This is a genomic window from Gayadomonas joobiniege G7 (assembly GCF_000300815.1).
GTDB lineage: Bacteria > Pseudomonadota > Gammaproteobacteria > Enterobacterales > Alteromonadaceae > Catenovulum > Catenovulum joobiniege.
This window is the reverse complement of the sequence record NZ_AMRX01000003.1, coordinates 269,346-292,136: the sequence shown is the minus strand read 5'-3', so window position 1 is coordinate 292,136 and position 22,791 is coordinate 269,346. Positions and strand designations below refer to the sequence as shown.

Sequence of the window (22,791 nt, the reverse complement as noted above, 5' to 3'; positions counted from 1 at the left end):
AAGATGAATAAACAGAACAGCCAAGCTTCAAAGCTTATTTATACCCTTTTAGCATGGATAATCGGTGGCCTAATATTTTTCCCGATATTTTGGACCCTGTTAACCAGCTTTAAAACAGAAGCCGAAGCCATATCCGCAAGCCCAAGTTTATTTATGTTTGACTGGACCTTGCAAAACTATATAGATGTATTAGCTCGTTCTCCGTACTTTGATCATTTTTGGAACTCAGTCGTTATTTCGTTTGGTTCTAGCCTGGTGGGTTTGTTAATTGCAGTGCCAGCAGCTTGGTCAATGGCTTTTGTACAAAATAAACGAACCAAAAATCTTCTCATGTGGATGCTGTCAACTAAGATGTTGCCGCCAGTCGGTGTATTAGTACCAATTTATCTTTTATTCCGTGATTTTGGATTATTAGACACCCAATTAGGTTTGGTCATTGTGATGACGCTTATCAACTTACCTATTATGGTGTGGATGTTATACACCTACTTTAAAGAGATCCCAAACGAGATTTTAGAGGCTGCACGTATGGATGGGGCCAGTATCGGCGAAGAGATCTTTCATGTGTTATTGCCCATTGCTTTGCCTGGTATAGCATCAACTCTATTGTTGAACATTATTTTGGCATGGAATGAAGCATTCTGGACACTTATTTTAACTGCTGCAAACGCAGCTCCGTTAACGGCGTTTATTGCCAGTTATTCAAGCCCTGAGGGCTTATTTTATGCCAAGTTATCTGCAGCATCTGCAATGGCGATTGCGCCTATTTTAATTCTTGGTTGGTTTAGTCAAAAACAATTAGTGCGCGGCTTAAGCTTTGGCGCGGTTAAATAGAGGGTTATTTCAATGGGTAGTATAAATTTAAAACAAGTTACAAAAAGCTTTGGCGATGTCAATGTTATCAAACCACTTGATTTAGCCATTAAAAACGGTGAATTTATTGTTTTTGTTGGGCCATCTGGCTGTGGTAAATCGACCTTGTTGCGAATGATTGCAGGTTTAGAAGATACCACCAGTGGCACTATTGAAATTGATGGTCAAGACGCTACAAATATGCCACCCGCACAAAGGGGGTTGGCTATGGTGTTTCAGTCGTATGCTTTGTATCCGCACATGTCAGTGCGCGCCAATATTGCGTTTCCGTTGAAGCGCGCTAAGGTAGATCCTAAAGTAATTGATGAAAAAATAGCAGCTGCAGCAAAAATATTAAATTTAACCGACTATCTGGACCGCAAACCAGGCCAATTATCGGGTGGCCAACGCCAACGGGTGGCTATTGGTCGCGCGATTGTTCGCCAGCCATCAGCGTTTTTATTTGACGAGCCTTTATCTAACTTAGATGCATCATTAAGGGTTAATATGCGTTTAGAAATCTCTGAATTGCATAAAAGCTTAGCAACCACGATGATCTATGTCACCCATGATCAAGTGGAAGCAATGACAATGGCTGATCGAATTGCTGTGTTTAATGGTGGCATTATAGAACAGGTTGGGACACCGATGGAGCTGTATCAAAAACCCATTAATCGTTTTGTAGCCGGTTTTATCGGCTCACCAAAAATGAACTTCATTGATGTCAGCCCAAAGCACGGTGATCCCACTCATAGTTTAGGCGTTCGCCCAGAGCACTTAAAAGTAACAACCGAAAAAGGACTCTGGCGAGGCACTGTGGGTGTGGTAGAGCATTTGGGTTCAGAAACCTTCCTACATGTTAATGTAGAAGGTGTTGGCACTCTAACAATAAAAGATCATGGTGATTGCACGCTGCAATACGGTGATACCGTAAATTTGACTGCGCCAAAAAATAAGATTTTGCACTTTGATGCAAATGGTCAAACGATCGCCTCTTTGTCTTGGCAATAAGGCTAAAAAAATTCAGCAGATATAAAATGATATCTGCTGAACACTGCGTTAGGTTAAGCAAACGTCAATTTCAAATGTTATCGATTTAAATCAGTTATGTTACACTAAAAAAAATTGATAACTCTTGAGATAACAATGACGCTCGATAAACCTCATTATCAGCCAACCAAAATTGAGTTAGTCATTTTTGATTGTGATGGTGTTTTAATTGATAGCGAACTTTTAAGCAAAGGTGTTCTTTTATCAATGTTAGAGTCCATCGGTGTAAAAGTATCACGCGATTATTTTGACCGCTATTTTTTAGGTCACAACTATGCTTCGGTCAAAGCGCAAATTTTTACCGATTTTTCAGTGAATCTTAGCGATCAATTCAGACAAGACTACCTCAATAACTTATTTAAAGTTTTTGCCAAAAAACTCACCACCACACCCAACTTGCCCGAGCTTTTGGCACGCCTCAAAGTTCCAAGTTGTGTCGCCACAGGCTGTAGTCAGCAAAGAGTCAATTTTTCGTTAGCGACTACGGGTTTAAAAGACTATTTTGAACAACGTATTTTCACCTGTTCGGAAGTCAAAAAAAGCAAACCCGAACCGGATATTTTTTTACATGCAGCTAAAAAGATGTCTGTATCGCCAGCACACTGCTTAGTCATTGAAGATTCTAAAGCAGGCATACAAGCAGGCCAAGCCGCCAATATGCGTGTTCTTAGATATGCAGGTGCTAGCCACTTAAAAAATAAAAAAGATGAGCTCAGCGATAAAGTTGATACCATATACCAGTGGGAAAGCTTATATGATAGTTTTCCAAGTTTATTTAAATTAGGCAAGAGGTAGATTGAAGTGGCTAAGTTAAGCAGCCAAGAAATGCGTAAGTTAGATGATGCTGCCCGTGCTGGCTGGTTATATTATGTTGCCGGGCAAACCCAAGATGAGATAGCAAAAGCATTAGGTACCTCTCGTCAGTCGGCACAACGTATGGTCGCTTTGGCCGTGAGCAAAGGGTTAGTTAAAGTGCGCCTCGACCACCCTATTGCCAAATGCATGGACTTAAGCGTTAAACTTAAAAACCGTTTTGCTTTGCAAAGCTGTGATGTGGTGCCAAGCAATATTAATGACCCCCATTCAACCATAGGGCTAGCGCAAGCCGGAGCCAGTGAAATTGAACGCCATTTAAAGTCTGAGCAACCTAAAGTCATCGCCATGGGCACAGGCCGTGTACTACGGGCCTGCGTAGACGAGCTAACAGGCATGCAATGCCACCAACATAAAATTGTTGCACTGTTGGGAAATATGGCTTTAGACGGCTCAGCGTCGCCATACGACGTTGTTGTGCGCATGGCAGAAGCAACCCAAGCCAAACATTACCCTATGCCGCTTCCGGTACTGCCTCGCAGTCGCATAGAAAAAGAGCAGCTACATAACCAACATAATATTGCGCATAATTTAGCCCTTGCGGCTAACGCAGACGCAACCTTTGTCGGTATTGGCAACTTAGGCACACATTCACCGCTTCGACTAGATGGATTTATTACCCAAGCAGAGCAAGACGAACTACAAAATAAAGGCGCGGTCGGAGAGATCATCAGTTGGGTTTACGATAGAAATGGCAAACTCATTGATTGTGCAGTAAACGATAGAGTTGCCAGCACTCCGCTTAAAGCTGAATCAGATAAACCTGTAATTGGTATTGCCGCTGGTGAAGAAAAGATCGAAGCCATTTTAGGGGCAATGCGATCAAAAATGATTAATGGTCTGATCACGAATGAGTACACAGCAGAGGCTTTATTAAGCATAGATTAAACGAAAAAGTGCACCTTACTTTCAACTAAGTGGTGGTTTATATAACCACTGCTTGCTTTAACTCAGGCATCAATTAAGCGAATTTTTATTGTAAAGCTTTGAAGGTAATTGTTTAAAACTAGTCAGGTTATCAAAAAAATAAAACGTCTGGGATAATTTATTAAGGTAAGATAAATGGTGCCCAGAGGCGGAATCGAACCACCGACACGGGGATTTTCAATCCCCTGCTCTACCGACTGAGCTATCTGGGCATACTGTGCAACAATGTTAAGGTCTAAAAACCTTACATCCATGTAGCCTGTTCCCGGTCTCAGAATCAACACAAAGGGTCGCTTTGCTTCATCCCTTTGTTTCTTCGACTTGTTCTTTCTCTGAAAGAACAACCAACTGGCTATCTGGGCATACTGTGCAACAATGTTAAGGTCTAAAAATCTTACATCCATGTAGCCTGTTCCCGGTCTCAGAATCAACACAAAGGGTCGCTTTGCTTCATCCCTTTGTTTCTTCGACTTGTTCTTTCTCTGAAAGAACAACCAACTGGCTATCTAGACTTAAGCGGGTGTTTTAAATGGTGCCGACTGCCGGAATCGAACTGGCGACCTACTGATTACAAGTCAGTTGCTCTACCAACTGAGCTAAGTCGGCACATTTAAAAACAAAACAACAAACAAAACTAAAATGGTGCCCAGAGGCGGAATCGAACCACCGACACGGGGATTTTCAATCCCCTGCTCTACCGACTGAGCTATCTGGGCATACTGTGCAACAATGTTAAGGTCTAAAAACCTTACATCCATGTAGCCTGTTCCCGGTCTCAGAATCAACACAAAGGGTCGCTTTGCTTCATCCCTTTGTTTCTTCGACTTGTTCTTTCTCTGAAAGAACAACCAACTGGCTATCTGGGCATACTGTGCAACAATGTTAAGGCTTAATGCTTTTACATTCACACAGCAAACACTTGTTTGCTTTAGCTCTGCTGCGGGCGTGTATTAAACGGATTTTGCCCTACCAAGTCAACCTATTTATTTAATTTTTTTTAAAAAAAACTCATCTGACAGGCGCACTGTTCAAAGCTTGAACAACTGCGCCTCAAATCGCGTAAAAATCAATCAAGGTGTTACTTTACCAACGGCTTCACCGGCTGCTTGCAAGTCAGCATGATAGCTAGAGCGCACCATAGGTCCACAAGCAGCATGACTAAAACCAAGCTTGTTGGCAGTCTCTTCTAAATAATTAAACTCATCAGGCGTAACATAGCGCTTGACTGGCAAGTGGTGTTTAGAAGGTTGTAAATATTGCCCTAACGTCAGCATGTCTACATCGTGCTCACGCAAGTCTTTAAGCACTTGCACTATTTCTTCGTTTTTTTCGCCCATCCCCATCATTAACCCTGATTTGGTTAACACTGAAGGGTTAGCGGCTTTAAATTCTTTTAACAGCTTAAGAGACCATGCGTAATCTGCACCTGGACGCGCCATTTTATATAATCTCGGGGCGGTTTCTAAATTATGGTTAAACACGTCAGGCGGACATTTATTTAAAATATCCAAAGCGATTTCCATTCTACCTTTAAAGTCTGGCACTAATACTTCAATTTTGATATCTGGGCTGTATTTGCGAATAGCAGCAATACAATCAGCAAAATGTTGTGCCCCACCATCTCTTAAATCATCGCGATCAACCGATGTAATTACCACATATTTTAGATTCATTTCGGCTATGGTTGTACCCAACTTTTCGGGTTCGTCTTGATCCGGTGGTAAAGGTTTACCATGAGCCACATCACAAAACGGACAACGGCGGGTACAAATATCGCCCAAAATCATGAAGGTCGCGGTACCATGGTTAAAACATTCAGCCAAGTTAGGACAAGACGCTTCTTCACAAACCGAGTGCAAGTTATTTTTTCGCATTGTTTGTTTGATATGTTCAATCTTGTCTGTCGTTCTTGGTAATTTTACCTTGATCCAACTCGGCTTAGGTAACATATCTTCTTTTTCGGTAGGCAGTACCTTAACCGGGATTAAACGCATTTTATCTTCATCACGCATTTTTACCCCGGCAACCGGGCGCATGGGTTTATTCATTTTCCAAACCTTTTACTTGCTGAATTTGCTCATAGCCAAGTGCTTGAATAAGGATTTGAGACAACTTATCTGCAGCCGTCTCCAGTTCGCACAGATCACTCAATTGACTACATTGAGTCATTTCAAGCCCCTGGTATCCGCAGGGGTTAATCCGATTGAATGGAGTCAAATCCATATTGACGTTGAGCGCCAAACCATGAAACGAACAGCCACGTCGGATCCTTAAACCTAACGAGGCAATTTTTTGTTCATTGACGTAAACTCCGGGTGCATCTTTTTTGGCATACGCGCTTACGCCTGATTCTTCTAACAAACGAACAATACTGTTTTCTATTATAGAAACTAAATCACGAACACTGATTTTGGCACGACGAATATCTATTAAGGTGTAACCCACAAGTTGACCAGGACCATGATAAGTGACTTGACCACCACGATCGACCTGCACCACTGGGATATCACCAGGCATTAATAGATGTTCACTTTTACCCGCCTGTCCCTGAGTAAAAACAGGATTATGCTCTACCCACCAAAGCTCATCCGCATTTTCGGCTGTTCTTTGTTGTGTAAAAGCTTGCATCTGCTGCCATATTGGCAGGTAGTCTTGTCGCCCTAAGTGACGAATAATCAGTGTCGACATTCGTTATAAAACCATTCTTACTGTATCTATGTCAGACAAAGCTTGATAGAGTGACTCAATCTGAGATTTACTCGTTGCAGTAATGGTAATAGACACTGATTGATAATTCCCTTTACCACTAGGTTTTGATGTCGGTCGATAATCACCAGGCGCATACTTTTGCACAACTGCAACCACTTTATCAATCAGTTGCTCGTCGGTATGACCCACTACTTTAAACGGAAATTGGCACGGAAATTCCAGATATTCATCAAACTTTGTTTTCATTCGATTAAAGTACTCAAGTTAAATTCAAACAGTATTTTTAGAAAGCAAATTGTAACATTGATATCGGTGAATTAATATTCATACTTGTTTATAGGTTATATTCTTGCAACAGCATAAAGATAAGCTAGACTAAAGCTTAAAACCTGTATACAAGGAAGCGTATGGTGGCTGTTGTTTATTCATGGCACTCCGAACAATCAGACCTATCAGAACTGTACCAAGCAATTATAGCTGCTGAACAAGCAGGGGCTGGCTGCATCTTATTATTAGCTTGCGCCGAAAATGACATCGACTCACAAGATTATGACCAGCTTTTAACTTCTGCCAACTGTGCAATCTTCGGCGGGATTTATCCGGGTTTATTTTGGCAAAATAAACTGTTGCGTAAAGGTCATATTGTAATTGCTTATCAAGCTAAGTTTTCTTTACATTTGTTTACAGACATTAGTCACCCAGAGCAGCTCAACGACGTTAAACTAGAGCAAACAATCGAAGAACAATTAGATTGTAGCCAACAAAACTATCTTATTTTTAGTGATTCAAATGCGTCTGGATTAGAAACTTATATCGAAAAATTATATTTATGTTTAGGTGCCGCAAAAGTTATCGGCAGCGGCGCAGGTTCACTATCGTTTGATGCCAGACCTTGCATTTTTACCCCGCGAGGTATGCTTGCCGATGCCCTGTTAGTAGTAGCGCTGCCACATCCACTGAGCACAACCACGGCGCATGGCTGGGAAGCCATAAGCGATCCTTTTTTGGTCACTTCAGCAGAACACCATAACGTGCATTCAATCAATTATAAATCCGCATTTGACGTCTACTGGTCTGCGGTTGAAAAACTGACCGGACAAAAATTGAATACGTCTGAATTTACTCGAATTGCACAGCAATTTCCGTTAGGCATACTAAGCGAAAGTGGTCAGATGATAGTCCGGGATCCAGTAAAAACCAATGGTAACACATTGGTTTTTGTTGGCGATATGCCCAACAACTCCCTCATTTATATTTTACAAGGCAAACCCAAACATTTGATTAATGATGTTAAAGAAAAAACGCTCACGTTAAAAAGTGCTATGCCCCTTAGTGAATTCGATAGCTTATTTATTGTCGATTGTGTTAGTCGGGCGATTATTATGGAAGATCAATTTAAACAAGAATTGGATGTTATTTATAACACGGCAGGTAGAGTCAAGTATACTTATGGTGCCTTATCTATCGGTGAAGTCGCAAATAGTTTATCGGGTGCTTTTGTATTACTGAATAAATCCACTGTGCTTGGGGCTTTTTAATGAATCAAGCACTTTTTATCATCTCTTTGCAGCATGAGCTGTCAATGCTGATCGGCAGTCAATTGGATTTATCTTTAGTTTGCAAACGTTTTTTAAAAGTGTGCAATCATCGCATGTCGCTCAATAGCTGCCATGTGATTTTGAAAAACCAAAATAAACTGTTTTTACCCAATTGGCACGCCACTCGGAAAGATTTAATTTATAGTATGCCCAAACGGTTTGAAGGTGCGCCATGGACCGAATCTAAACTTGCAATGGCGCAACTAGATAATATATTAGAAAATCATAATCGCTGCGAGCAAGCAGTTATCTCTAAACAAAGTCAGTTAGGGGTATTAACCTCATTCCGGTTAAAAGACCTAGGTTATTTAATTTTACATACTCAAGTCCAAGTGCGGGATGAATTAGTTCATTCTTTATTGCCGATTACAGAAAAACTCGCCAATTTTTGTTATTCCTGCTGTATTCAGCAACAATTGGTTGCCGAGATGCAAGCTCGAGAGCAAGCTGAACATAAAATTAAACATCAAGCAACGCACGACAGTCTGACCAATCTCTATAACAGGGAGCATATCAGTGTACTGATACAACAAATTGCCAAACATGCCGAAACAAACGGCACCCAATCCGCATTAATCTTTACCGATCTCAATAACTTTAAACCAATTAATGATACTATGGGCCATGCGATGGGAGATCAGATCCTCATCCAAGTGGCCTATCGTTTACATAGGCTTAAAAATAACAAAATCCACATTGCTCGATTTGGTGGTGATGAGTTTATCATTGTTGTCAGTGATCTGGCTCAATCGGTTGCCGAAGCTAGATCTAAAACATTTAATTTTATTGAGCAAGTGCAGCAACTATTTAGTTTGCCAATCAGAGTGCAAGCCAAGTCTTATCAAATATCTATGAGCATAGGTTTTTGCTTGTTTCCTTATGCTGCAAAAACACCTGCCGACGCCATCACTTTTGCAGATATTGCTATGTATGAAGCAAAACGCAGCAAAATTAGCGCGGGTATTGAATATAGTCCGAGCATGTCAGAAATATTAGCGACCAAAGCCGCCAACGTAGAAATTGTGAAACAAGCACTTGCAAATAACGGTTTTGCGCTCTTTTACCAAGCTCAATATCACGCAAACAAACAATTAATAGGCGCTGAAGCGCTTATCCGTTGGAACCATAGCTCAAACGAAAATTCACAAGCCAGTGAGATAATAGGGATTGCAGAAGAAAACAACTTGATTTTGCAAATAGGCGATTGGGTTTTAGATGCCGCTTGTGGCCATATTGCTCAGTTAGAGCGCCGAGGTTTACCAACCTATTTTGATGCTATCTCTATTAACATCAGTCCAAAACAACTGATAACAGACAATTTTTTTGAAAAAATACAGCTATTATTAAAAAAACACAAAATCCAAAACCATCATTTAAAACTTGAGATCACAGAAAACATTCTCATTGAAAACTTTGATCAAATCGTCCCCGTCATAAAAGCATTAAAAAGCTTAGGTGTGCAAACTTCTATTGATGATTTTGGTACGGGTTATTCATCTTTAACTTACTTAAAAAGCCTGCCAGTTGATGAACTTAAAATTGATCGAAACTTCGTTGTGGGTATTCATAACAACCCAGAGAGTCAAGCGATTGCGCAAATGATTATTGCGTTAGGAAATACCTTGAATATGCAGGTTTTAGCTGAAGGCATTGAAGACGAAGCCGAGCTTATTTGTTTAAAAGCGCTCGGCTGTCACCTATTCCAAGGTTATTATTTTGCTAAACCCGCGCCGTTTGAACATTTAGCGGGTTCAGTACTACAACCTATTTAAGTTTAAGTTTTATATAATCAATAGCCTTAGACATAAGGCCACCTTCTGGTACAGCTTCTAATGTGACCAGAGGGTATTGTGCAATGTCTTCGTCGTTGATGGTTAAAAATACCTGACCGACCACTTGCCCTTTCTCTAACGGTGCGGTCAACTCGTCATCTAATTGAATATTAGCTTGTAATTTTTTTCGTTGGCCTCTAGGCACTGTCACAGTCACTTCATGTGCAATACCTAAAGCGACCGTTTCTTGATCTGCCATCCAAACCGGCTGGTCCGCAAATTTAGTGCCTGCTTCATAAGGGGTAATAGTTTCAAAAAATCTAAAACCATAATTAAGTAGCTTTTTGTTTTCTTCTTTACGGGCTTGCGCTGATGTTGACCCCATTACTACAGAGATTAAACGCATGTCACCTTTGGTAGCCGATGTGATTAAACTATATCCGGCTTCTTCAGTATGGCCTGTTTTAATACCATCAACATTTAAACTTTTGTCCCATAACAAGCTGTTGCGGTTATATTGTTTAATGCCGTTGAAGGTAAAAGATTTTTCGGCATAAACAGCGTACTCATCCGGCACGTCTCGAATCAAAGCTTTTGCCAGAATGGCCATGTCGCGTGGCGTTGTAAAGTGCTCTGACGACGTTAAGCCGTGACTGTTAGCAAAGTGGGTTTGTGTCATACCTAATTTTTCGGCATGAGCATTCATTAAAGCGACAAATGCACCTTCAGTGCCCGCGATATGCTCAGCCATGGCGACGCACGCATCGTTACCGGACTGAACAATAATACCTCTGTTTAAATCCGCAACTGATATTTGTTTGCCAACTTCAATAAACATCTTTGAAGATTCAGGGAAGTTTTTTGCCCATGCATTTTCGCTAATAGTCACCATATCGGTTTCTTTAATGTTACCCGCCTTTAATTCCATACCAATCACATAACTGGTCATCATTTTGGTTAAAGAAGCGGGTGCTAATTGCATATCAGCATTTTCTTCAGCAATCACATAATCTGTCGTGTAGTCGATTAAAATATGCCCTTTTGCATTCACCTGCGGCGCTCTAGGTGTTAGCGCTTGAACGTTAAATTGAAGCAGTGTAAAACAAACCGCAACACCGAATGTAAGTTTTTGAATCATTTTTTTCATAAGTTAAATATTGTTAATTTCATTCTGGTGGTTAGATTTTTATATCATATCACCTTTATTGGATTGTCGCACCGACCGCCTCGACCTTGTTCAAATGTCGGGCATCTGGATAACCATAATCAAGTAAATCCTGTATGACTTTATCGGCTTGGGTAAGCTCGTCCATCGGACCTGCTACCAGCCAAAAAATTCCGTCACGCTGTAGAATTTTTGTAGGTACCTGGAACAAAGCAGCTATTGCCATGCTTTTTTCTTGCATATTTTCTGCGTCTTTACCTTTTGCCACTTGGATATAATACCCAGCAGCAGAATGCAGACTTTCTATTTTAACCCGCGCGGTACCTGTTTGATAAACCCCTAATTTAAAAGCAGCAGCATACGATAAATCAATGATACGGCCGGCGTGAAAAGGTCCCCTGTCATTAACACGTACTATGGCTTGTCGGCCATTCTCCAGGTTTGTAACTTTTACATAGGTGGGTAAAGGTAAGGTTTTATGAGCGGCTGTCATCTCGTACATATCATATGTTTCACCGTTTGATGTTAAGTGACCATGAAATTTTTTTCCATACCAAGAGGCTATGCCTTCTTCACTAAAACCATCCGCACTTTTTAAAACTTTATAATCTTTACCTAATAAGCGGTAATCGCTATTCCCACCTCGGGTAGGTTCTTCATAAACAGGGGTTGGATCAAAGAGCTCTTGTTCCAGCGGAGCCCGTTCTGGTGCAATATCTTGTTCTATTTTATAACGGCCAGCATTTGGATGTGGCTCCTTGGCACAACTGGCCAGCCATAGGCAAAAAAACGCGATAAACAACTTATCCATTAAGCATCTCGTAAAAATCTTTTATGGGTGCTGATAGCCATTAATATGCCAAAACCAGCTAACAGTGTCACCATAGAGGTTCCACCATAACTAACCAACGGCAGAGGCACCCCAACCACCGGCAAAATACCGGATACCATACCCATATTAACAAACACATAAACAAAAAACGTTAACGTAATACTGCCGGCTAATAATTTAGTAAACATATCGGGCGCTTGTGCTGCGATCACCATACCGCGAGCAATCACCCATAAATATAGCGCTAATAATACAATCACACCCGCCCAACCGAACTCCTCAGCAAATACCGCAAAAATAAAGTCAGTGTGGCGCTCAGGTAAAAACTCTAATTGTGATTGAGTGCCGGCTAACCAGCCTTTTCCCCAAAAACCTCCAGATCCTATTGCTATTTTTGATTGAATAATATGATAACCCGAGCCTAAGGGATCACTTTCTGGATTTAAAAAAGTGAGCACTCGCCGCTTTTGATAGTCATGCATGTAAAAGTACCAGACTAACGGTGCCAATGCTGAGACTAACAGCACAAAGCCAGCAATTAAACGCCAACTCAAACCAGCTAAAAACAATACAAAAATACCAGACATAGCAATTAACAATGAAGTGCCTAAATCTGGTTGCTTGGCAATTAATAAAGTTGGCATCACAACTAAAAATAAAGCAATGCCAGTATGTTTTATACTCGGGGGTAGTGGACGTTTAGAAATATAAGCAGCCAACATTATCGGCAGCGCCAACTTCATCAATTCTGAAGGTTGAATTCGCATAAACCCTATATCTAACCAACGCTGTGCACCTTTACCTACGGCCCCGAACAACAAAACCGCAACTAATAATAAACAGGCTAAGGTAAAAAATACCGCCGCTCTATGAGCTAAAAAGGACGGAGGTATTTGGGCAACTGCCATCATCACAAAAATGGCTAAACCTAACCGTATCGCTTGCCGAACGATTAAATCCATATTCTGACCCGAAGCACTATAAATGATAAATAAACCAACCACCATTAAACTGACTAACGCCAATAATAACTGGGCATCAATATGAATTTTTCTCAGCAAACTTTTTTCATCATTCATTGCTGACATTTTTATACGCCTCTAACGGGTTATCTGGGTAATTTGCAAAATAATAATCCATCATAATACGAGCAACAGGTGCTGCATTTTTACCGCCTCCACCTACGTTTTCAATAACAACCGCCACTGCAATACGTGGGTTATCAACAGGGGCAAAACCAACATAAAGTGCGTTATCTCGGTATTTTTCGGCAATTTTTTCAGCATCATATTCTTCATTTTGAGCGATGCGGATCACCTGCGCGGTGCCGGTTTTACCGGCTGATTCATATTCAGCGCCTTGAAAGGCTTTATGTCCCGAGCCTGTAATTTTGTCGACAACCCCATGCATCGCGGTTTTAATCACTTGCCAATTATGCTCACTCACCCCTTCCACCGGTTTACGATCAACAGCTGGCACGGGCAATTCACCGGTTTTTGTGCGGGTTGCATTGAGCATTTTTGGCTCATAAACCAGCCCTTGATTAGCGACTATGCTAGTGGCAAAAGCCAATTGCAAGGGCGTCACTGTCCAATAACCTTGACCAATGCCTATACTTACCGTGTCCCCGGCGTACCAAGGTTGGCGATATCTGCCGTATTTCCATTCACGAGACGGTAAAATCGCGGTGGATTCTTCATAAATATCTATACCTGTGTGCTGGCCAAATCCAAATTGCGACATAAATTCGTGGATCCTGTCCATTCCTAAACGCACAGCAAGATCGTAAAAATAAACATCACAAGATTCTTCGATTGATCGGTAGATATCAACCCATCCGTGCCCCCACTTTTTCCAATCACGATATTTATGGGCGATGTCTCTTATTTGATAATAGCCTGGGTCCCAAATCCGTGTTTTGGTCGTCACCATTTGATCGTGTAACCCTAATAATCCCATGATAGGTTTAATAGTAGAGGCAGGTGGGTAGCGCCCCTGAGTGACACGATTAATCAGCGGCCGGTCAGTATCATTTAATAATTTTTTATAATTTTTGCTGCTGATCCCGTGCACAAACAAATTAGGATCATAACTAGGATTACTGTACAAAGCTAAAACGCTGTTATCTTTAGTATCTAAAACGACAACAGCACCTCTATTTTCGCCTAAAGCGTCTTTAGCGACTTGCTGCATTTCAATGTCTAAACTTAATACTAAATCTTGCCCTGGTTCAGGTGCTTGTTCAGACAGAGTTCTAATAATGCGGCCGCGGTTGTTCACTTCTACTTTTTGATAACCGACTTCACCGTGCAGTAGGTCTTCATAGTATTTTTCTAAGCCCTGTTTACCAATATCAAAAGTGCCTTCATAACGAGCTGTTTTGCCTTCAAGCTCTAAATTATCAGCGTCTTTTCGATTGATTTTGGCAACATAACCGACCGCATGCGTGGTCAACTCTCCATAAGGATAATAGCGCTTTAACCTGGCTTCGATATAAGCGCCTTTAAGCTTGTGTTGGTTAACAGCAATGATAGAGGCTTCTTCTTCGCTGAGTTGAGATTTAAGCACAACCGCTTCAAACTTTCGCCATTGGTGTTTAACCTGCTCTCTAAAGTCGTCTAGCCGGGATTCTTCTATCGGTATTAACTCAGCAACCCGACTAAGCAGTTGGTCCATATCAGCGACTTCTTCAGGGACAATTTCCAGGCTATAAAAAGTCGCATTATCGGCTAAAATTCGACCAAAACGATCGTATATCAAACCTCTATTCGGTGGGCTTGGCAATACTTTTATTCGGTTACCATCGGCACGTGTTTGATAATCTTCGTATTGATCTATTTGAATGCTATGCAGATTAATCAACAAAATTGCACCTAAGATCACAATCACAAACAAGCTAAATAAGGCGCGCCGATTAAACAAACTGGCTTCGGCCAGGTGGTCACGCATCGCTAATCGTCGACGTCTATGCCACATAATTGGTTATTCTCTATGGTAGGGATGGTTTTGAGTGACACTCCATGCACGGTACAAACTCTCAGCAAGTATGACTCTAACCATAGGGTGCGGCAAGGTCAAATTTGACAGCGACCATTTTTGTTCAGCTTGCGCAATACATTCAGGAGCCAGCCCTTCAGGCCCACCAACCAACAAACTCACATCACGACCATCGAACTGCCAGCTTTGTAGCTGCTCAGCTAATTGTTCAGTACTCCAAGGTTTCCCTGTGACTTCTAACGTAACGATTCGATTACCTTTATTGACTGCTGCCAGCATCTGGCTGCCTTCTTTTTCAAGGATGCGTTTGATATCGGCATTTTTTCCCCGCTTCCCCGCAGCAATTTCCACTAGCTCAAGCGCACAGTCGCGGGGAAAACGTCTTTGATATTCATTAAAACCCTGGCTAACCCAAGATGGCATTTTTTGCCCAACTGCAATCAGCTGAATTTTCATTGCTGCCAGAGTTTTTCTAATTGATAAAGATCACGCATTTCTTCCGTCATCACGTGCAAAACCACTTCACCAAAATCAACTAACACCCACTCGCCTACATCTTCACCTTCGATGCCATACGGACGGATCTGTTCTTGTTTAGCTTCGTCAGCAACATGGCGGGCAATGGATTTAACATGCTGTTTTGAATTGCCTGAGCAAACCAGCATATACTCCGTAAATGTAGATTTTTCGCGTAAGTCCAACTCAGTGATATCATTGGCTTTTAGATCATCGGCTTTATCTTTAATAAAATCTTTAAATTTTTCTAATTGCAAAAGTTACTTACTCCTATGAATTCAACTCAGGTTGAATATAAATCATGTTCAATTATATACTGATTAACCGCCGGCGGCAGTAGACAAGTAGAGTTCAAACCTGCTTTTACACGAGCTCTTATCTCACTCGACGATATTTCCAATAACGGGCTATCAACAATAAAAACCCTACCTTGGCGCTGTGTTTTAAGCTCATCAACCTGCTGCACTAAACGTTGTTGCACAAACTCAGATACCGCTGCTGGCAGTTCTAATTGATATCCGCCACGCTGTAAAACGATGAGATGACAAAAATCTGTCAGTTGCTGCCATTGATGCCAAGTGGCGAGCTGTTGGAGCGAATCCATGCCTATTACAAACCCTATGGCCTCGTTTGCATAAGTTGCATGTAATATCTGCACTGTTTCTATTGTATAACAGGCTTTAGATCGTTGGAGTTCTCTGTCATCCAGCCGTAAACGGTGATCTATTGATAAACTAAGCTCACATAATTTCTGTCTTTGCACTGCCGTTTCATTCGGGGCTGATTTATGTGGTGGCAAATAATTAGGTAATAAAAATAATTGTTCTGCCTGACAGCTTTCCAATGCTTGAATGGCGCCATGCAAATGACCATTATGGATGGGGTTAAAAGTCCCCCCTAAATACAGTCTCAACGCATATTTAGACATGGTTCGCATCCGCTAGCTGAATTTTAGTCAACGCGGTGAGCTTTTCATCACCAGAAAATAACGCACAGATATGCATTAACTCAAAGTAGGGTTCAGCTATGCCACTGCTTTTATAGCTGAGCTCAAAATGCGCTATCGCCTGTTGAATCATTTCTAAATTAGCCAACGACAACCGCTGTAAAGCGCGTCGATATAGTGCTTTTCGATTCTCCCAAATCCTCAGCTTTTTACATTGCACATCAAAAGCTTGCCCCGCACTCGCAAGTTGACTAAGCGTATCTAGTTCTTTTTGCAGCATCCACAATATAATGACAGGCTCAAGTTCTTCACCAGCCAAACGGCGAAGTACTTGTGCTACTTTTTTACGATTATCGTTTAACAGATCATCAGCCAGCTGAAACACAGTAAAACGCGACTGATCGCCAACGACGGCGGCCACTTTATCAACACCTATTTTTTGTTGGTCATAAACTAACGCTAAACGTTCAACTTCTTGGCTTGCGCCCGCTAAATTGCCTTCAAATAAATCACAAAGCAGCTCAGTTGCTTGCCCAGTAACATTAAGCTGGTGTTTGGCAAATGCTTGATTAAACCACGCGGGTAATTTAGCTCTATCAATTTCATAAATTGGAAGATACCAAACATCAGCTTCGGGTAGCGATTTAAACCACTTGGTTTTTGTCTGCTCGGCGGCCATTTTTCCTCCCCAGACAATGAGCAGGTTTGGATTATCGGCTAACTCACACCATTGTTTAAAAAATTGCCCCCCGTCGCGGCCAGGTTTAGCTTTTGGCATTTCGACTTCGATAATTTTTTGGCTTGCAAATAACGACAATGCCTGCGTTTCATCTAACACTTGTTGCCAACTAAAGTTATCTTCAAAATGAAAACGCACCCGCTCATCAAACCCCTGCTGGCGACAAACTCGTCGAATTTCGTCCAATGCTTGCTGCTGTTGATAAACTTCATCTCCGAACAAGAGGATCAGTTTAGGCAAACCTCGCTGCAATTGCTGAGTAAGCTGGTTAACATACAACCGCATCAGCTTAACGGACCCCTACCGAAGATAATCGTAAGACGATTTGTTCTGCCGCATAGCGGCGAAGTTCGGCTTTTAAAATATCCATTTCTTTAGATTTTGCCATCACTGCGTCTGGGTCATCTTGATAATCACGAACAACTTCTGTGGTGTAGCTGTTGACCTTACCATCGACAAATACGAGCTGATATCTAACCCGATAATCAAGCTCGTACTCAGCAACCTGAGCGTTCGGAAATAACGATAATACCGAACGCTGTAAATCCACCGACTCAATGGTCAATTTAACACAATCTCGCTTGTCGTTTGACAAATTTACCTGACTGCGCTGCAAGCGCATCGCAAGTTCGCGTCCCAATTCAGGCGCAGCTTCAGCATCAAGACACATATTGCGTAAGTCTTGTGGCACTGTATAACTGCCGCGTAGATTAAAACCACAACTTGCAATACCAAAAAGCAATATCAATAAGGTAAATTTTTTCATTATTAGTTAGCCACTATGTTTAATAGCTTACCTGGTACATAAATTACTTTACGAACCGTTTTACCATCGATAAAACGTGCAACATTTTCATCGGCTAAAGCGAATGTTTGCACATCTGCCTGCGCAGCGTCTGCAGCAACCGTGATTTTACTACGGACTTTGCCGTTCACTTGCACAACAATAAGCTTTTCGTCTTCCACTAGAGCCGCTTGGTCAGCACTTGGCCAAGGTGCTGTTTCAATGGCTGTTTTCTGCCCCAAAGCCTGCCACATTTGATGGCACGCATGTGGAATAATCGGGTTAAGTAAAAGCACTAAGTTCTCAAGCGCTTCTTGCATCAAAGCCGTATCTTGAGCAGATTCAACTTTAAACTTACTGACCTGATTCATAAACTCCATCACAGCAGCCACCGCTGTGTTAAAGGTTTGGCGGCGACCAATATCATCCGATACTTTTGCAATGGTTTTATGCAACGAACGACGGAAGGCCTTTTGCTGGTTGTTTAGCTGTTCTACTTGCAAAGTTTCGTCTTTTGGACGCTGGCTTTGCTCATAAACAGCACGCCACAAACGTTTAATAAATCGGTTTGCACCTTCAACACCCGAATCAACCCACTCTAGTGTTTGTTCTGGTGGTGCTGTAAACATCATAAACAAACGAACGGTATCAGCACCATATTGCTCGATAACGGTTTGCGGGTCGATACCATTGTTTTTTGATTTAGACATTTTGCTCATACCAGCGACTTTCACTGGCTGACCGTCACTACGTAAGATGGCGTTTATAATTCGACCTTTGTCATCTAATTCTGTGTCTACATCGGTTGGTGCATACCAGGTTTTACCACCTTGAGCGTCTTCGCGGTAGTAGGTTTCGGCTAATACCATGCCCTGGCATAATAACTTTTTAAACGGTTCATCAGATTCAACCAGCCCAACATCACGCAAAAGTTTATGAAAAAATCGAGAATACAATAAATGTAAAATTGCGTGCTCAATGCCTCCGATATACTGATCCACTGGCAACCAGTAATTTGCTTTGTTTGGGTCTAACATAGCGTCATCAGAATTTGGCGAACAATATCTTGCGTAATACCAACTTGATTCCATAAAAGTATCAAAGGTATCTGTTTCTCGCTGCGCTGGTTCACCCTGATAATCGTATTTGGCAAATTCAGGATCTGATTTAATCGGCGAAGTGGTGCCATCCATAACCACATCTTCAGGTAGGCGAACCGGAAGCTCTGCTTCTGGTACAGGTACAGCATCGCCATTCGCTAAATTGATCATTGGGATTGGTGCCCCCCAATACCTTTGACGGCTTACCCCCCAATCACGTAAACGAAAGTTTACTTTCACCTCACCGGCGGCAAGTGTTTGCAATTTTTTAGCCACCGCATCAAACGCAGCGTCAAAATCTAAACCGTCAAATTCACCCGAATTAACTAAAACACCTTTTTCGGTAAACGCTTGTTCGCTTAAATCAACTTTACTGTCACTGCCATCAACAGGCGCAATCACTTGTTTGATTGGCAAATTGTATTTTTGTGCAAATTCATAATCACGCTGATCGTGTGCAGGCACTGACATCACTGCGCCTGTGCCATAATCCATCAGGACAAAATTTGCAGCCCAAACTGGCACTTCTTCACCGCTTATTGGGTGAATCGCTTTCAGGCCTGTATCCATACCTGCTTTTTCTATGGTGGCTAAGTCGGCTTCAGCTGTTTTAGTGTTTTTGCATTTTTCAATAAACTCAGCCAGTTCAGGGTTGTTGCTGGCAGCTTGCAAAGCCAGCGGATGCTGTGCGGCCACAGCAACGTACGAAACCCCCATTAGCGTATCTGGTCGTGTCGTGTACACTTTAAAAGTGTTTTTGCCGCTACTGAGTTTAAACTGAATTTCGATCCCTTCAGAGCGGCCAATCCAGTTGCGTTGCATCGCTTTTACTTGTTCTGGCCATTCATCGAGTTGATCTAAATCATCTAACAACTCTTGCGCATAATCTGTAATTTTAATAAACCACTGCGGGATCTCTTTTTGCTCAACCAAAGCACCAGAACGCCAGCCGCGTCCATCAATGACCTGCTCATTGGCTAATACCGTCTGGTCTACTGGATCCCAGTTCACGGTTGCCATCTTTTTGTAAACCAGCCCTTTTTCATATAACTTGGTAAATAACCATTGTTCCCAACGGTAATATTCTGGTTGGCAAGTGGCTAATTCACGTGACCAATCATAACCAAAACCCAGTTGTTTAAGCTGGTTTTTCATATAATCAATATTCTGATAAGTCCACTTTGCCGGGGCAGTTTTATTTTTGATTGCGGCATTTTCAGCAGGCAAGCCAAAAGCATCCCAACCCATAGGCTGCATTACATTTTTGCCTAACATGCGCTGGTAACGACTGATGACATCACCAATGGTATAATTACGCACATGCCCCATATGTAGCTTACCACTAGGATATGGGAACATAGAGAGGCAATAAAATTTTTCTTTGCCTGGCTGTTCTTTAACTTCGAAGACTTTATTTTGTTGCCAGTACTGCTGGACTTCTTGTTCTATTTTTTGCGGGTTATATTGCTCTTGCATGCATCGAATCCGAAATATTAACGTCTGAAAAGTAAGCTGATTTGCCTTTTAAGCCGTATAGGATAACTTACCAGTCGCTAAGACGCCAATAGCGGTTAAGCGGATAATTAAAAAATCTGCTATAAATAAATTAAACTCAGCAAATCAGGCAATAATATACAGAGTGCAGGAGGATTTATGCAATCATCAAAAAACGGCTATCAGTCTCTGCAAGAAAAACTCCGCGCTTGGCTAAACGAAGGCCAGCAGCAGACCCAATCTCTGGTCGAAGGCATTGAGTTTTTGCGCGAATACGTGCAAACCGGTTATGAAATAAACCGTGACGATTTAACACTCAGCCTAGAGTATTTGCAGCGTGATCTCGCTTATTTTTATGAAACCTACCACTACGAAGGGCAAGAGTCGGCTTTTTATTTAGCCGCAAAAGACAATTTTTGGCATACACTTGCAGAAATGACCGACCGAACTCAGCTCGAGTGGCGTGAATTTAGCTCAGATATGAACCACAAAGGCACCTATCAGGCGGGCGAAGAAGTGGCTTTTGGCCTATTAAAATGCCAGCACTGCGGCGAAACGATTGAAATTAATCATGTGCAAAAAATCCACCCTTGTTTTAATTGCCAGCACGAAAACTTTAGTCGCATCGCTGCAGCGCCATAGCGCTGAGGTATTAACTGTCGGTATTTAGGCGAATGCCATCATGCAAAATCACAATGCGTTTTTGTTTGTATAAGCTGCCAATGGCTTTTTTAAATGCACCTTTACTGATATTTAATATCGCTTTGATCTCAACTGGGCTGCTTTTATCGTGCAACGGCAAATAACCGTCATTTTGTTTTAGTTGCTGATAAATTAACTGGCTATATCTATCCATAGTTTCGCTATGTGATTGCAACATTAAATCGATTTTACCGTCATCACGAATATGTTTAATAAAACCTTGTTTATGGCTGCCAAAATATAAGGTTTCAAAAACTTCGTTGGCATAAATTACGCCTCTGTGTTGATGGTTAATGATGGCGTTATAACCTAAGTCGCTACGATTCAAAATCACGAGTTCAACGGCTTCGCCTTTTTTATAAGGTGGTGGCGTTAAATCTAAGTACTGATCAACTTTCGCCGTTGCTGTTAAGCGGTTTTGCTCATCAACAAACAAATACACCAAACAACGCCGATCAATTTCAACGCTTTGTTTTTGTTCACTCAACGGCAACAATACGTCTTTATCTAACCCTAAATCTAAAAATGCGCCATAAGGACTAATGGCAGAAACCCGTAAGCTAGCGAACTGACCAGCTTGGGCCGGCACTTTACGCATCGTGGCTGTTAAGCGATCTTTTGAATCGTAATATACAAATGCCTCGATTTGCTGATCGAGCTCAATCTTACCTAGAGCCCATTTGCGTGGTAAAAAAACTTCGCCATCTACCCCACCATCTAACCAAAAACCAATTTCAGATCCACGGATCACTGTAAGCCGATTCACGCGGCCGAATTTTAGCATACCTTACCCCAGTCTAATTTTATCGCCTATATCTTAACATTGTTTGCGTTTGATTAAGCTAATTTATCGGTTAGGCTGGCTTAATTTACCCGAATACCGTTAAAATACTCGGATAAAATTTCATAAACTAACCAATTGAGAAGAATATGGGACGAAGTTTCGAAAATCGTAAAGCCGCTATGGCAAAAACACATGGCGCTAAAACTAAAGTGTACTCGCGTTATGGTAAAGAAATTTATGTAGTTGCAAAAAATGGTGGCCCAGATCCAGATGCCAACTTACAATTGCGTCGTTTAATTGAAAAAGCTAAAAAAGATCAAGTACCAGGTCATGTTATCGATAAAGCGATTGATAAAGCGCAAGGTGGTGCCGGCGAAGACTATCAACCCGCTCGTTATGAAGGTTTTGGCCCAGGCGGTTGTATGGTGATTGTTGATTGTTTAACCGATAATTCCAATCGAACCTTTGCCGATGTTAGGAACTGTTTTACTAAAACTGACTCTAAACTGGGTGCACCTGGCTCTGTCATCCATATGTTTGATCACCAAGCCGTCTTTTCATTTAAGGGTGATGATGAAGACGCCGTATTAGAAGCTTTATTAATGGCCGATGTTGATGTAACAGACGTAGAAAACGAAGACGGCATGTTAACGGTTTTAGCCCCCCAAAGTGAATTTTTTAAAGTTAAAACCGCACTTTCCGAATCATTTGACAACCCAAATTTCGAAATTGAAGAAATCACCTTTAACCCTCAAACCACAACAGAGGTCTCGGGTGATGATGTAGCCACATTCGAAAAATTTATGAATATGCTCAATGATGTTGATGATGTTCAAGAAATCTATCATAACGCGGATATTATTGAGTAAAAAAGTTGCACCAAAAAACACCACAAATCACCAATGCAGTGCAACACTAGACACTGCATTGGCCTATCTTTTAGACATATTT

Annotated in this window: 22 protein-coding genes and 3 tRNA genes; 8 read left to right on the top strand and 17 right to left on the bottom strand. The window is 41.6% G+C overall.

What is annotated here, in order from left to right; all coding sequences use genetic code 11:
* The first annotated feature begins 3 nt into the window (after window positions 1-3).
* From C727_RS0105360 to C727_RS0105345, 4 genes are all read left to right on the top strand, one after another.
* Window positions 4-834, top strand: a complete 831-nt coding sequence (locus C727_RS0105360) for a carbohydrate ABC transporter permease (protein WP_017444602.1) — start codon at window positions 4-6, stop codon at window positions 832-834.
* Window positions 835-846: 12 nt separating this feature from the next.
* Complete coding sequence (locus C727_RS0105355; protein WP_017444601.1) at window positions 847-1,863, top strand: ABC transporter ATP-binding protein; 1,017 nt, start codon at window positions 847-849, stop codon at window positions 1,861-1,863.
* 135 nt (window positions 1,864-1,998) lie between these two features.
* On the top strand, window positions 1,999-2,697 hold the full coding sequence (locus tag C727_RS0105350) for an HAD family hydrolase (protein ID WP_017444600.1): 699 nt from the start codon (window positions 1,999-2,001) through the stop codon (window positions 2,695-2,697).
* Between the two features lie 6 nt (window positions 2,698-2,703).
* Window positions 2,704-3,663 carry a sugar-binding transcriptional regulator gene (locus tag C727_RS0105345; protein WP_017444599.1) on the top strand — a complete coding sequence of 320 codons (960 nt, stop codon included), beginning with the start codon at window positions 2,704-2,706 and terminating at the stop codon, window positions 3,661-3,663.
* 175 nt (window positions 3,664-3,838) lie between these two features.
* Here C727_RS0105345 and C727_RS0105340 read toward each other — a convergent pair.
* From C727_RS0105340 to ybeD, 6 genes are all read right to left on the bottom strand, one after another.
* A tRNA-Phe gene (locus C727_RS0105340) sits at window positions 3,839-3,914 on the bottom strand.
* Between the two features lie 318 nt (window positions 3,915-4,232).
* Window positions 4,233-4,308 (bottom strand) — tRNA-Thr (locus tag C727_RS0105335).
* A gap of 34 nt (window positions 4,309-4,342) precedes the next feature.
* A tRNA-Phe gene (locus tag C727_RS0105330) sits at window positions 4,343-4,418 on the bottom strand.
* A 354-nt stretch (window positions 4,419-4,772) separates the two neighbouring features.
* Entirely contained in the window at window positions 4,773-5,750 is a 978-nt protein-coding gene (gene lipA, locus C727_RS0105325; RefSeq protein WP_017444598.1) for a lipoyl synthase, read from the bottom strand.
* On the bottom strand, window positions 5,743-6,390 hold the full coding sequence (gene lipB, locus C727_RS0105320) for a lipoyl(octanoyl) transferase LipB (protein ID WP_017444597.1): 648 nt from the start codon (window positions 6,388-6,390) through the stop codon (window positions 5,743-5,745). Before lipB ends, lipA begins: the two co-directional genes overlap by 8 nt.
* A 3-nt stretch (window positions 6,391-6,393) precedes the next feature.
* Complete coding sequence (gene ybeD, locus C727_RS0105315) at window positions 6,394-6,657, bottom strand: DUF493 family protein YbeD (RefSeq protein WP_017444596.1); 264 nt, start codon at window positions 6,655-6,657, stop codon at window positions 6,394-6,396.
* Between the two features lie 161 nt (window positions 6,658-6,818).
* Between ybeD and C727_RS0105310 the strand changes: the two genes are divergently transcribed.
* Together C727_RS0105310 and C727_RS18055 are read left to right on the top strand one after the other, a co-directional pair.
* Window positions 6,819-7,949: an FIST signal transduction protein gene (locus C727_RS0105310; protein ID WP_017444595.1), complete on the top strand. Its 1,131-nt coding sequence runs from the start codon at window positions 6,819-6,821 to the stop codon at window positions 7,947-7,949.
* Entirely contained in the window at window positions 7,949-9,781 is a 1,833-nt protein-coding gene (locus C727_RS18055; RefSeq protein ID WP_017444594.1) for a putative bifunctional diguanylate cyclase/phosphodiesterase, read from the top strand. Before C727_RS0105310 ends, C727_RS18055 begins: the two co-directional genes overlap by 1 nt.
* Here the strand turns inward: C727_RS18055 and C727_RS0105300 are convergent.
* The 10 genes from C727_RS0105300 to leuS are packed head-to-tail and all read right to left on the bottom strand — an operon-like array spanning window position 9,774 to window position 20,336.
* Window positions 9,774-10,928: a serine hydrolase gene (locus C727_RS0105300; RefSeq protein ID WP_017444593.1), complete on the bottom strand. Its 1,155-nt coding sequence runs from the start codon at window positions 10,926-10,928 to the stop codon at window positions 9,774-9,776. The two genes, C727_RS18055 and C727_RS0105300, sit on opposite strands and share 8 nt — an antisense overlap.
* A 55-nt stretch (window positions 10,929-10,983) precedes the next feature.
* Window positions 10,984-11,757 (bottom strand): septal ring lytic transglycosylase RlpA family protein, encoded by a 774-nt coding sequence (locus C727_RS0105295; RefSeq protein ID WP_017444592.1) that lies wholly within the window; start codon window positions 11,755-11,757, stop codon window positions 10,984-10,986.
* On the bottom strand, window positions 11,757-12,866 hold the full coding sequence (gene rodA / locus C727_RS0105290; RefSeq protein ID WP_017444591.1) for a rod shape-determining protein RodA: 1,110 nt from the start codon (window positions 12,864-12,866) through the stop codon (window positions 11,757-11,759). The genes C727_RS0105295 and rodA overlap by 1 nt, the downstream gene beginning before the upstream one ends.
* Window positions 12,850-14,754 carry a penicillin-binding protein 2 gene (gene mrdA, locus C727_RS0105285; RefSeq protein WP_017444590.1) on the bottom strand — a complete coding sequence of 635 codons (1,905 nt, stop codon included), beginning with the start codon at window positions 14,752-14,754 and terminating at the stop codon, window positions 12,850-12,852. Before mrdA ends, rodA begins: the two co-directional genes overlap by 17 nt.
* 6 nt (window positions 14,755-14,760) lie before the next feature.
* Window positions 14,761-15,231, bottom strand: a complete 471-nt coding sequence (rlmH, locus tag C727_RS0105280; protein ID WP_017444589.1) for a 23S rRNA (pseudouridine(1915)-N(3))-methyltransferase RlmH — start codon at window positions 15,229-15,231, stop codon at window positions 14,761-14,763.
* Window positions 15,228-15,548, bottom strand: coding sequence for a ribosome silencing factor (gene rsfS, locus C727_RS0105275; RefSeq protein WP_017444588.1), 321 nt, complete (start codon window positions 15,546-15,548; stop codon window positions 15,228-15,230). The genes rlmH and rsfS overlap by 4 nt, the downstream gene beginning before the upstream one ends.
* A gap of 26 nt (window positions 15,549-15,574) precedes the next feature.
* The gene (gene nadD, locus C727_RS0105270; RefSeq protein ID WP_017444587.1) at window positions 15,575-16,219 is read right to left on the bottom strand and encodes a nicotinate-nucleotide adenylyltransferase; all 645 of its coding nucleotides are present in this window, start codon (window positions 16,217-16,219) and stop codon (window positions 15,575-15,577) included.
* Window positions 16,212-17,261, bottom strand: coding sequence for a DNA polymerase III subunit delta (gene holA, locus C727_RS0105265; protein ID WP_017444586.1), 1,050 nt, complete (start codon window positions 17,259-17,261; stop codon window positions 16,212-16,214). Before holA ends, nadD begins: the two co-directional genes overlap by 8 nt.
* Before the next feature lie 4 nt (window positions 17,262-17,265).
* Window positions 17,266-17,742, bottom strand: a complete 477-nt coding sequence (locus tag C727_RS0105260) for an LPS-assembly lipoprotein LptE (RefSeq protein WP_017444585.1) — start codon at window positions 17,740-17,742, stop codon at window positions 17,266-17,268.
* A 2-nt stretch (window positions 17,743-17,744) separates the two neighbouring features.
* Complete coding sequence (gene leuS / locus C727_RS0105255) at window positions 17,745-20,336, bottom strand: leucine--tRNA ligase (RefSeq protein WP_017444584.1); 2,592 nt, start codon at window positions 20,334-20,336, stop codon at window positions 17,745-17,747.
* A gap of 177 nt (window positions 20,337-20,513) precedes the next feature.
* Here leuS and C727_RS0105250 point away from each other — a divergent pair, with 177 nt between their 5' ends.
* Window positions 20,514-20,996 (top strand): zinc ribbon-containing protein, encoded by a 483-nt coding sequence (locus tag C727_RS0105250; protein WP_017444583.1) that lies wholly within the window; start codon window positions 20,514-20,516, stop codon window positions 20,994-20,996.
* A gap of 10 nt (window positions 20,997-21,006) precedes the next feature.
* On the opposite strand, the gene C727_RS0105245 is transcribed toward C727_RS0105250, so the two are convergent.
* A complete protein-coding gene (locus tag C727_RS0105245) occupies window positions 21,007-21,840 on the bottom strand; it encodes a CvfB family protein (protein WP_017444582.1) in 834 nt (277 codons plus the stop codon).
* Window positions 21,841-21,986: 146 nt separating this feature from the next.
* On the opposite strand from C727_RS0105245, the gene C727_RS0105240 reads away from it, so the two are divergent.
* Window positions 21,987-22,709 (top strand): YebC/PmpR family DNA-binding transcriptional regulator, encoded by a 723-nt coding sequence (locus C727_RS0105240; protein ID WP_017444581.1) that lies wholly within the window; start codon window positions 21,987-21,989, stop codon window positions 22,707-22,709.
* Window positions 22,710-22,791: the final 82 nt, after the last annotated feature.

Coding starts and splice junctions, on each gene's coding strand:
- C727_RS0105295 (WP_017444592.1), bottom strand. CDS start 11,757: ATGGATAAGTTGTTTATCGCGTTTTTTTGCCTATGGCTGGCCAGTTGT.
- rlmH (WP_017444589.1), bottom strand. CDS start 15,231: ATGAAAATTCAGCTGATTGCAGTTGGGCAAAAAATGCCATCTTGGGTT.
- nadD (WP_017444587.1), bottom strand. CDS start 16,219: ATGTCTAAATATGCGTTGAGACTGTATTTAGGGGGGACTTTTAACCCC.
- C727_RS0105250 (WP_017444583.1), top strand. CDS start 20,514: ATGCAATCATCAAAAAACGGCTATCAGTCTCTGCAAGAAAAACTCCGC.
- lipA (WP_017444598.1), bottom strand. CDS start 5,750: ATGAATAAACCCATGCGCCCGGTTGCCGGGGTAAAAATGCGTGATGAA.
- rodA (WP_017444591.1), bottom strand. CDS start 12,866: ATGTCAGCAATGAATGATGAAAAAAGTTTGCTGAGAAAAATTCATATT.
- mrdA (WP_017444590.1), bottom strand. CDS start 14,754: ATGTGGCATAGACGTCGACGATTAGCGATGCGTGACCACCTGGCCGAA.
- lipB (WP_017444597.1), bottom strand. CDS start 6,390: ATGTCGACACTGATTATTCGTCACTTAGGGCGACAAGACTACCTGCCA.
- C727_RS0105245 (WP_017444582.1), bottom strand. CDS start 21,840: ATGCTAAAATTCGGCCGCGTGAATCGGCTTACAGTGATCCGTGGATCT.
- C727_RS0105300 (WP_017444593.1), bottom strand. CDS start 10,928: ATGAAAAAAATGATTCAAAAACTTACATTCGGTGTTGCGGTTTGTTTT.
- C727_RS0105310 (WP_017444595.1), top strand. CDS start 6,819: ATGGTGGCTGTTGTTTATTCATGGCACTCCGAACAATCAGACCTATCA.
- ybeD (WP_017444596.1), bottom strand. CDS start 6,657: ATGAAAACAAAGTTTGATGAATATCTGGAATTTCCGTGCCAATTTCCG.
- C727_RS0105360 (WP_017444602.1), top strand. CDS start 4: ATGAATAAACAGAACAGCCAAGCTTCAAAGCTTATTTATACCCTTTTA.
- C727_RS0105260 (WP_017444585.1), bottom strand. CDS start 17,742: ATGAAAAAATTTACCTTATTGATATTGCTTTTTGGTATTGCAAGTTGT.
- C727_RS18055 (WP_017444594.1), top strand. CDS start 7,949: ATGAATCAAGCACTTTTTATCATCTCTTTGCAGCATGAGCTGTCAATG.
- C727_RS0105240 (WP_017444581.1), top strand. CDS start 21,987: ATGGGACGAAGTTTCGAAAATCGTAAAGCCGCTATGGCAAAAACACAT.
- C727_RS0105350 (WP_017444600.1), top strand. CDS start 1,999: ATGACGCTCGATAAACCTCATTATCAGCCAACCAAAATTGAGTTAGTC.
- leuS (WP_017444584.1), bottom strand. CDS start 20,336: ATGCAAGAGCAATATAACCCGCAAAAAATAGAACAAGAAGTCCAGCAG.
- C727_RS0105355 (WP_017444601.1), top strand. CDS start 847: ATGGGTAGTATAAATTTAAAACAAGTTACAAAAAGCTTTGGCGATGTC.
- holA (WP_017444586.1), bottom strand. CDS start 17,261: ATGCGGTTGTATGTTAACCAGCTTACTCAGCAATTGCAGCGAGGTTTG.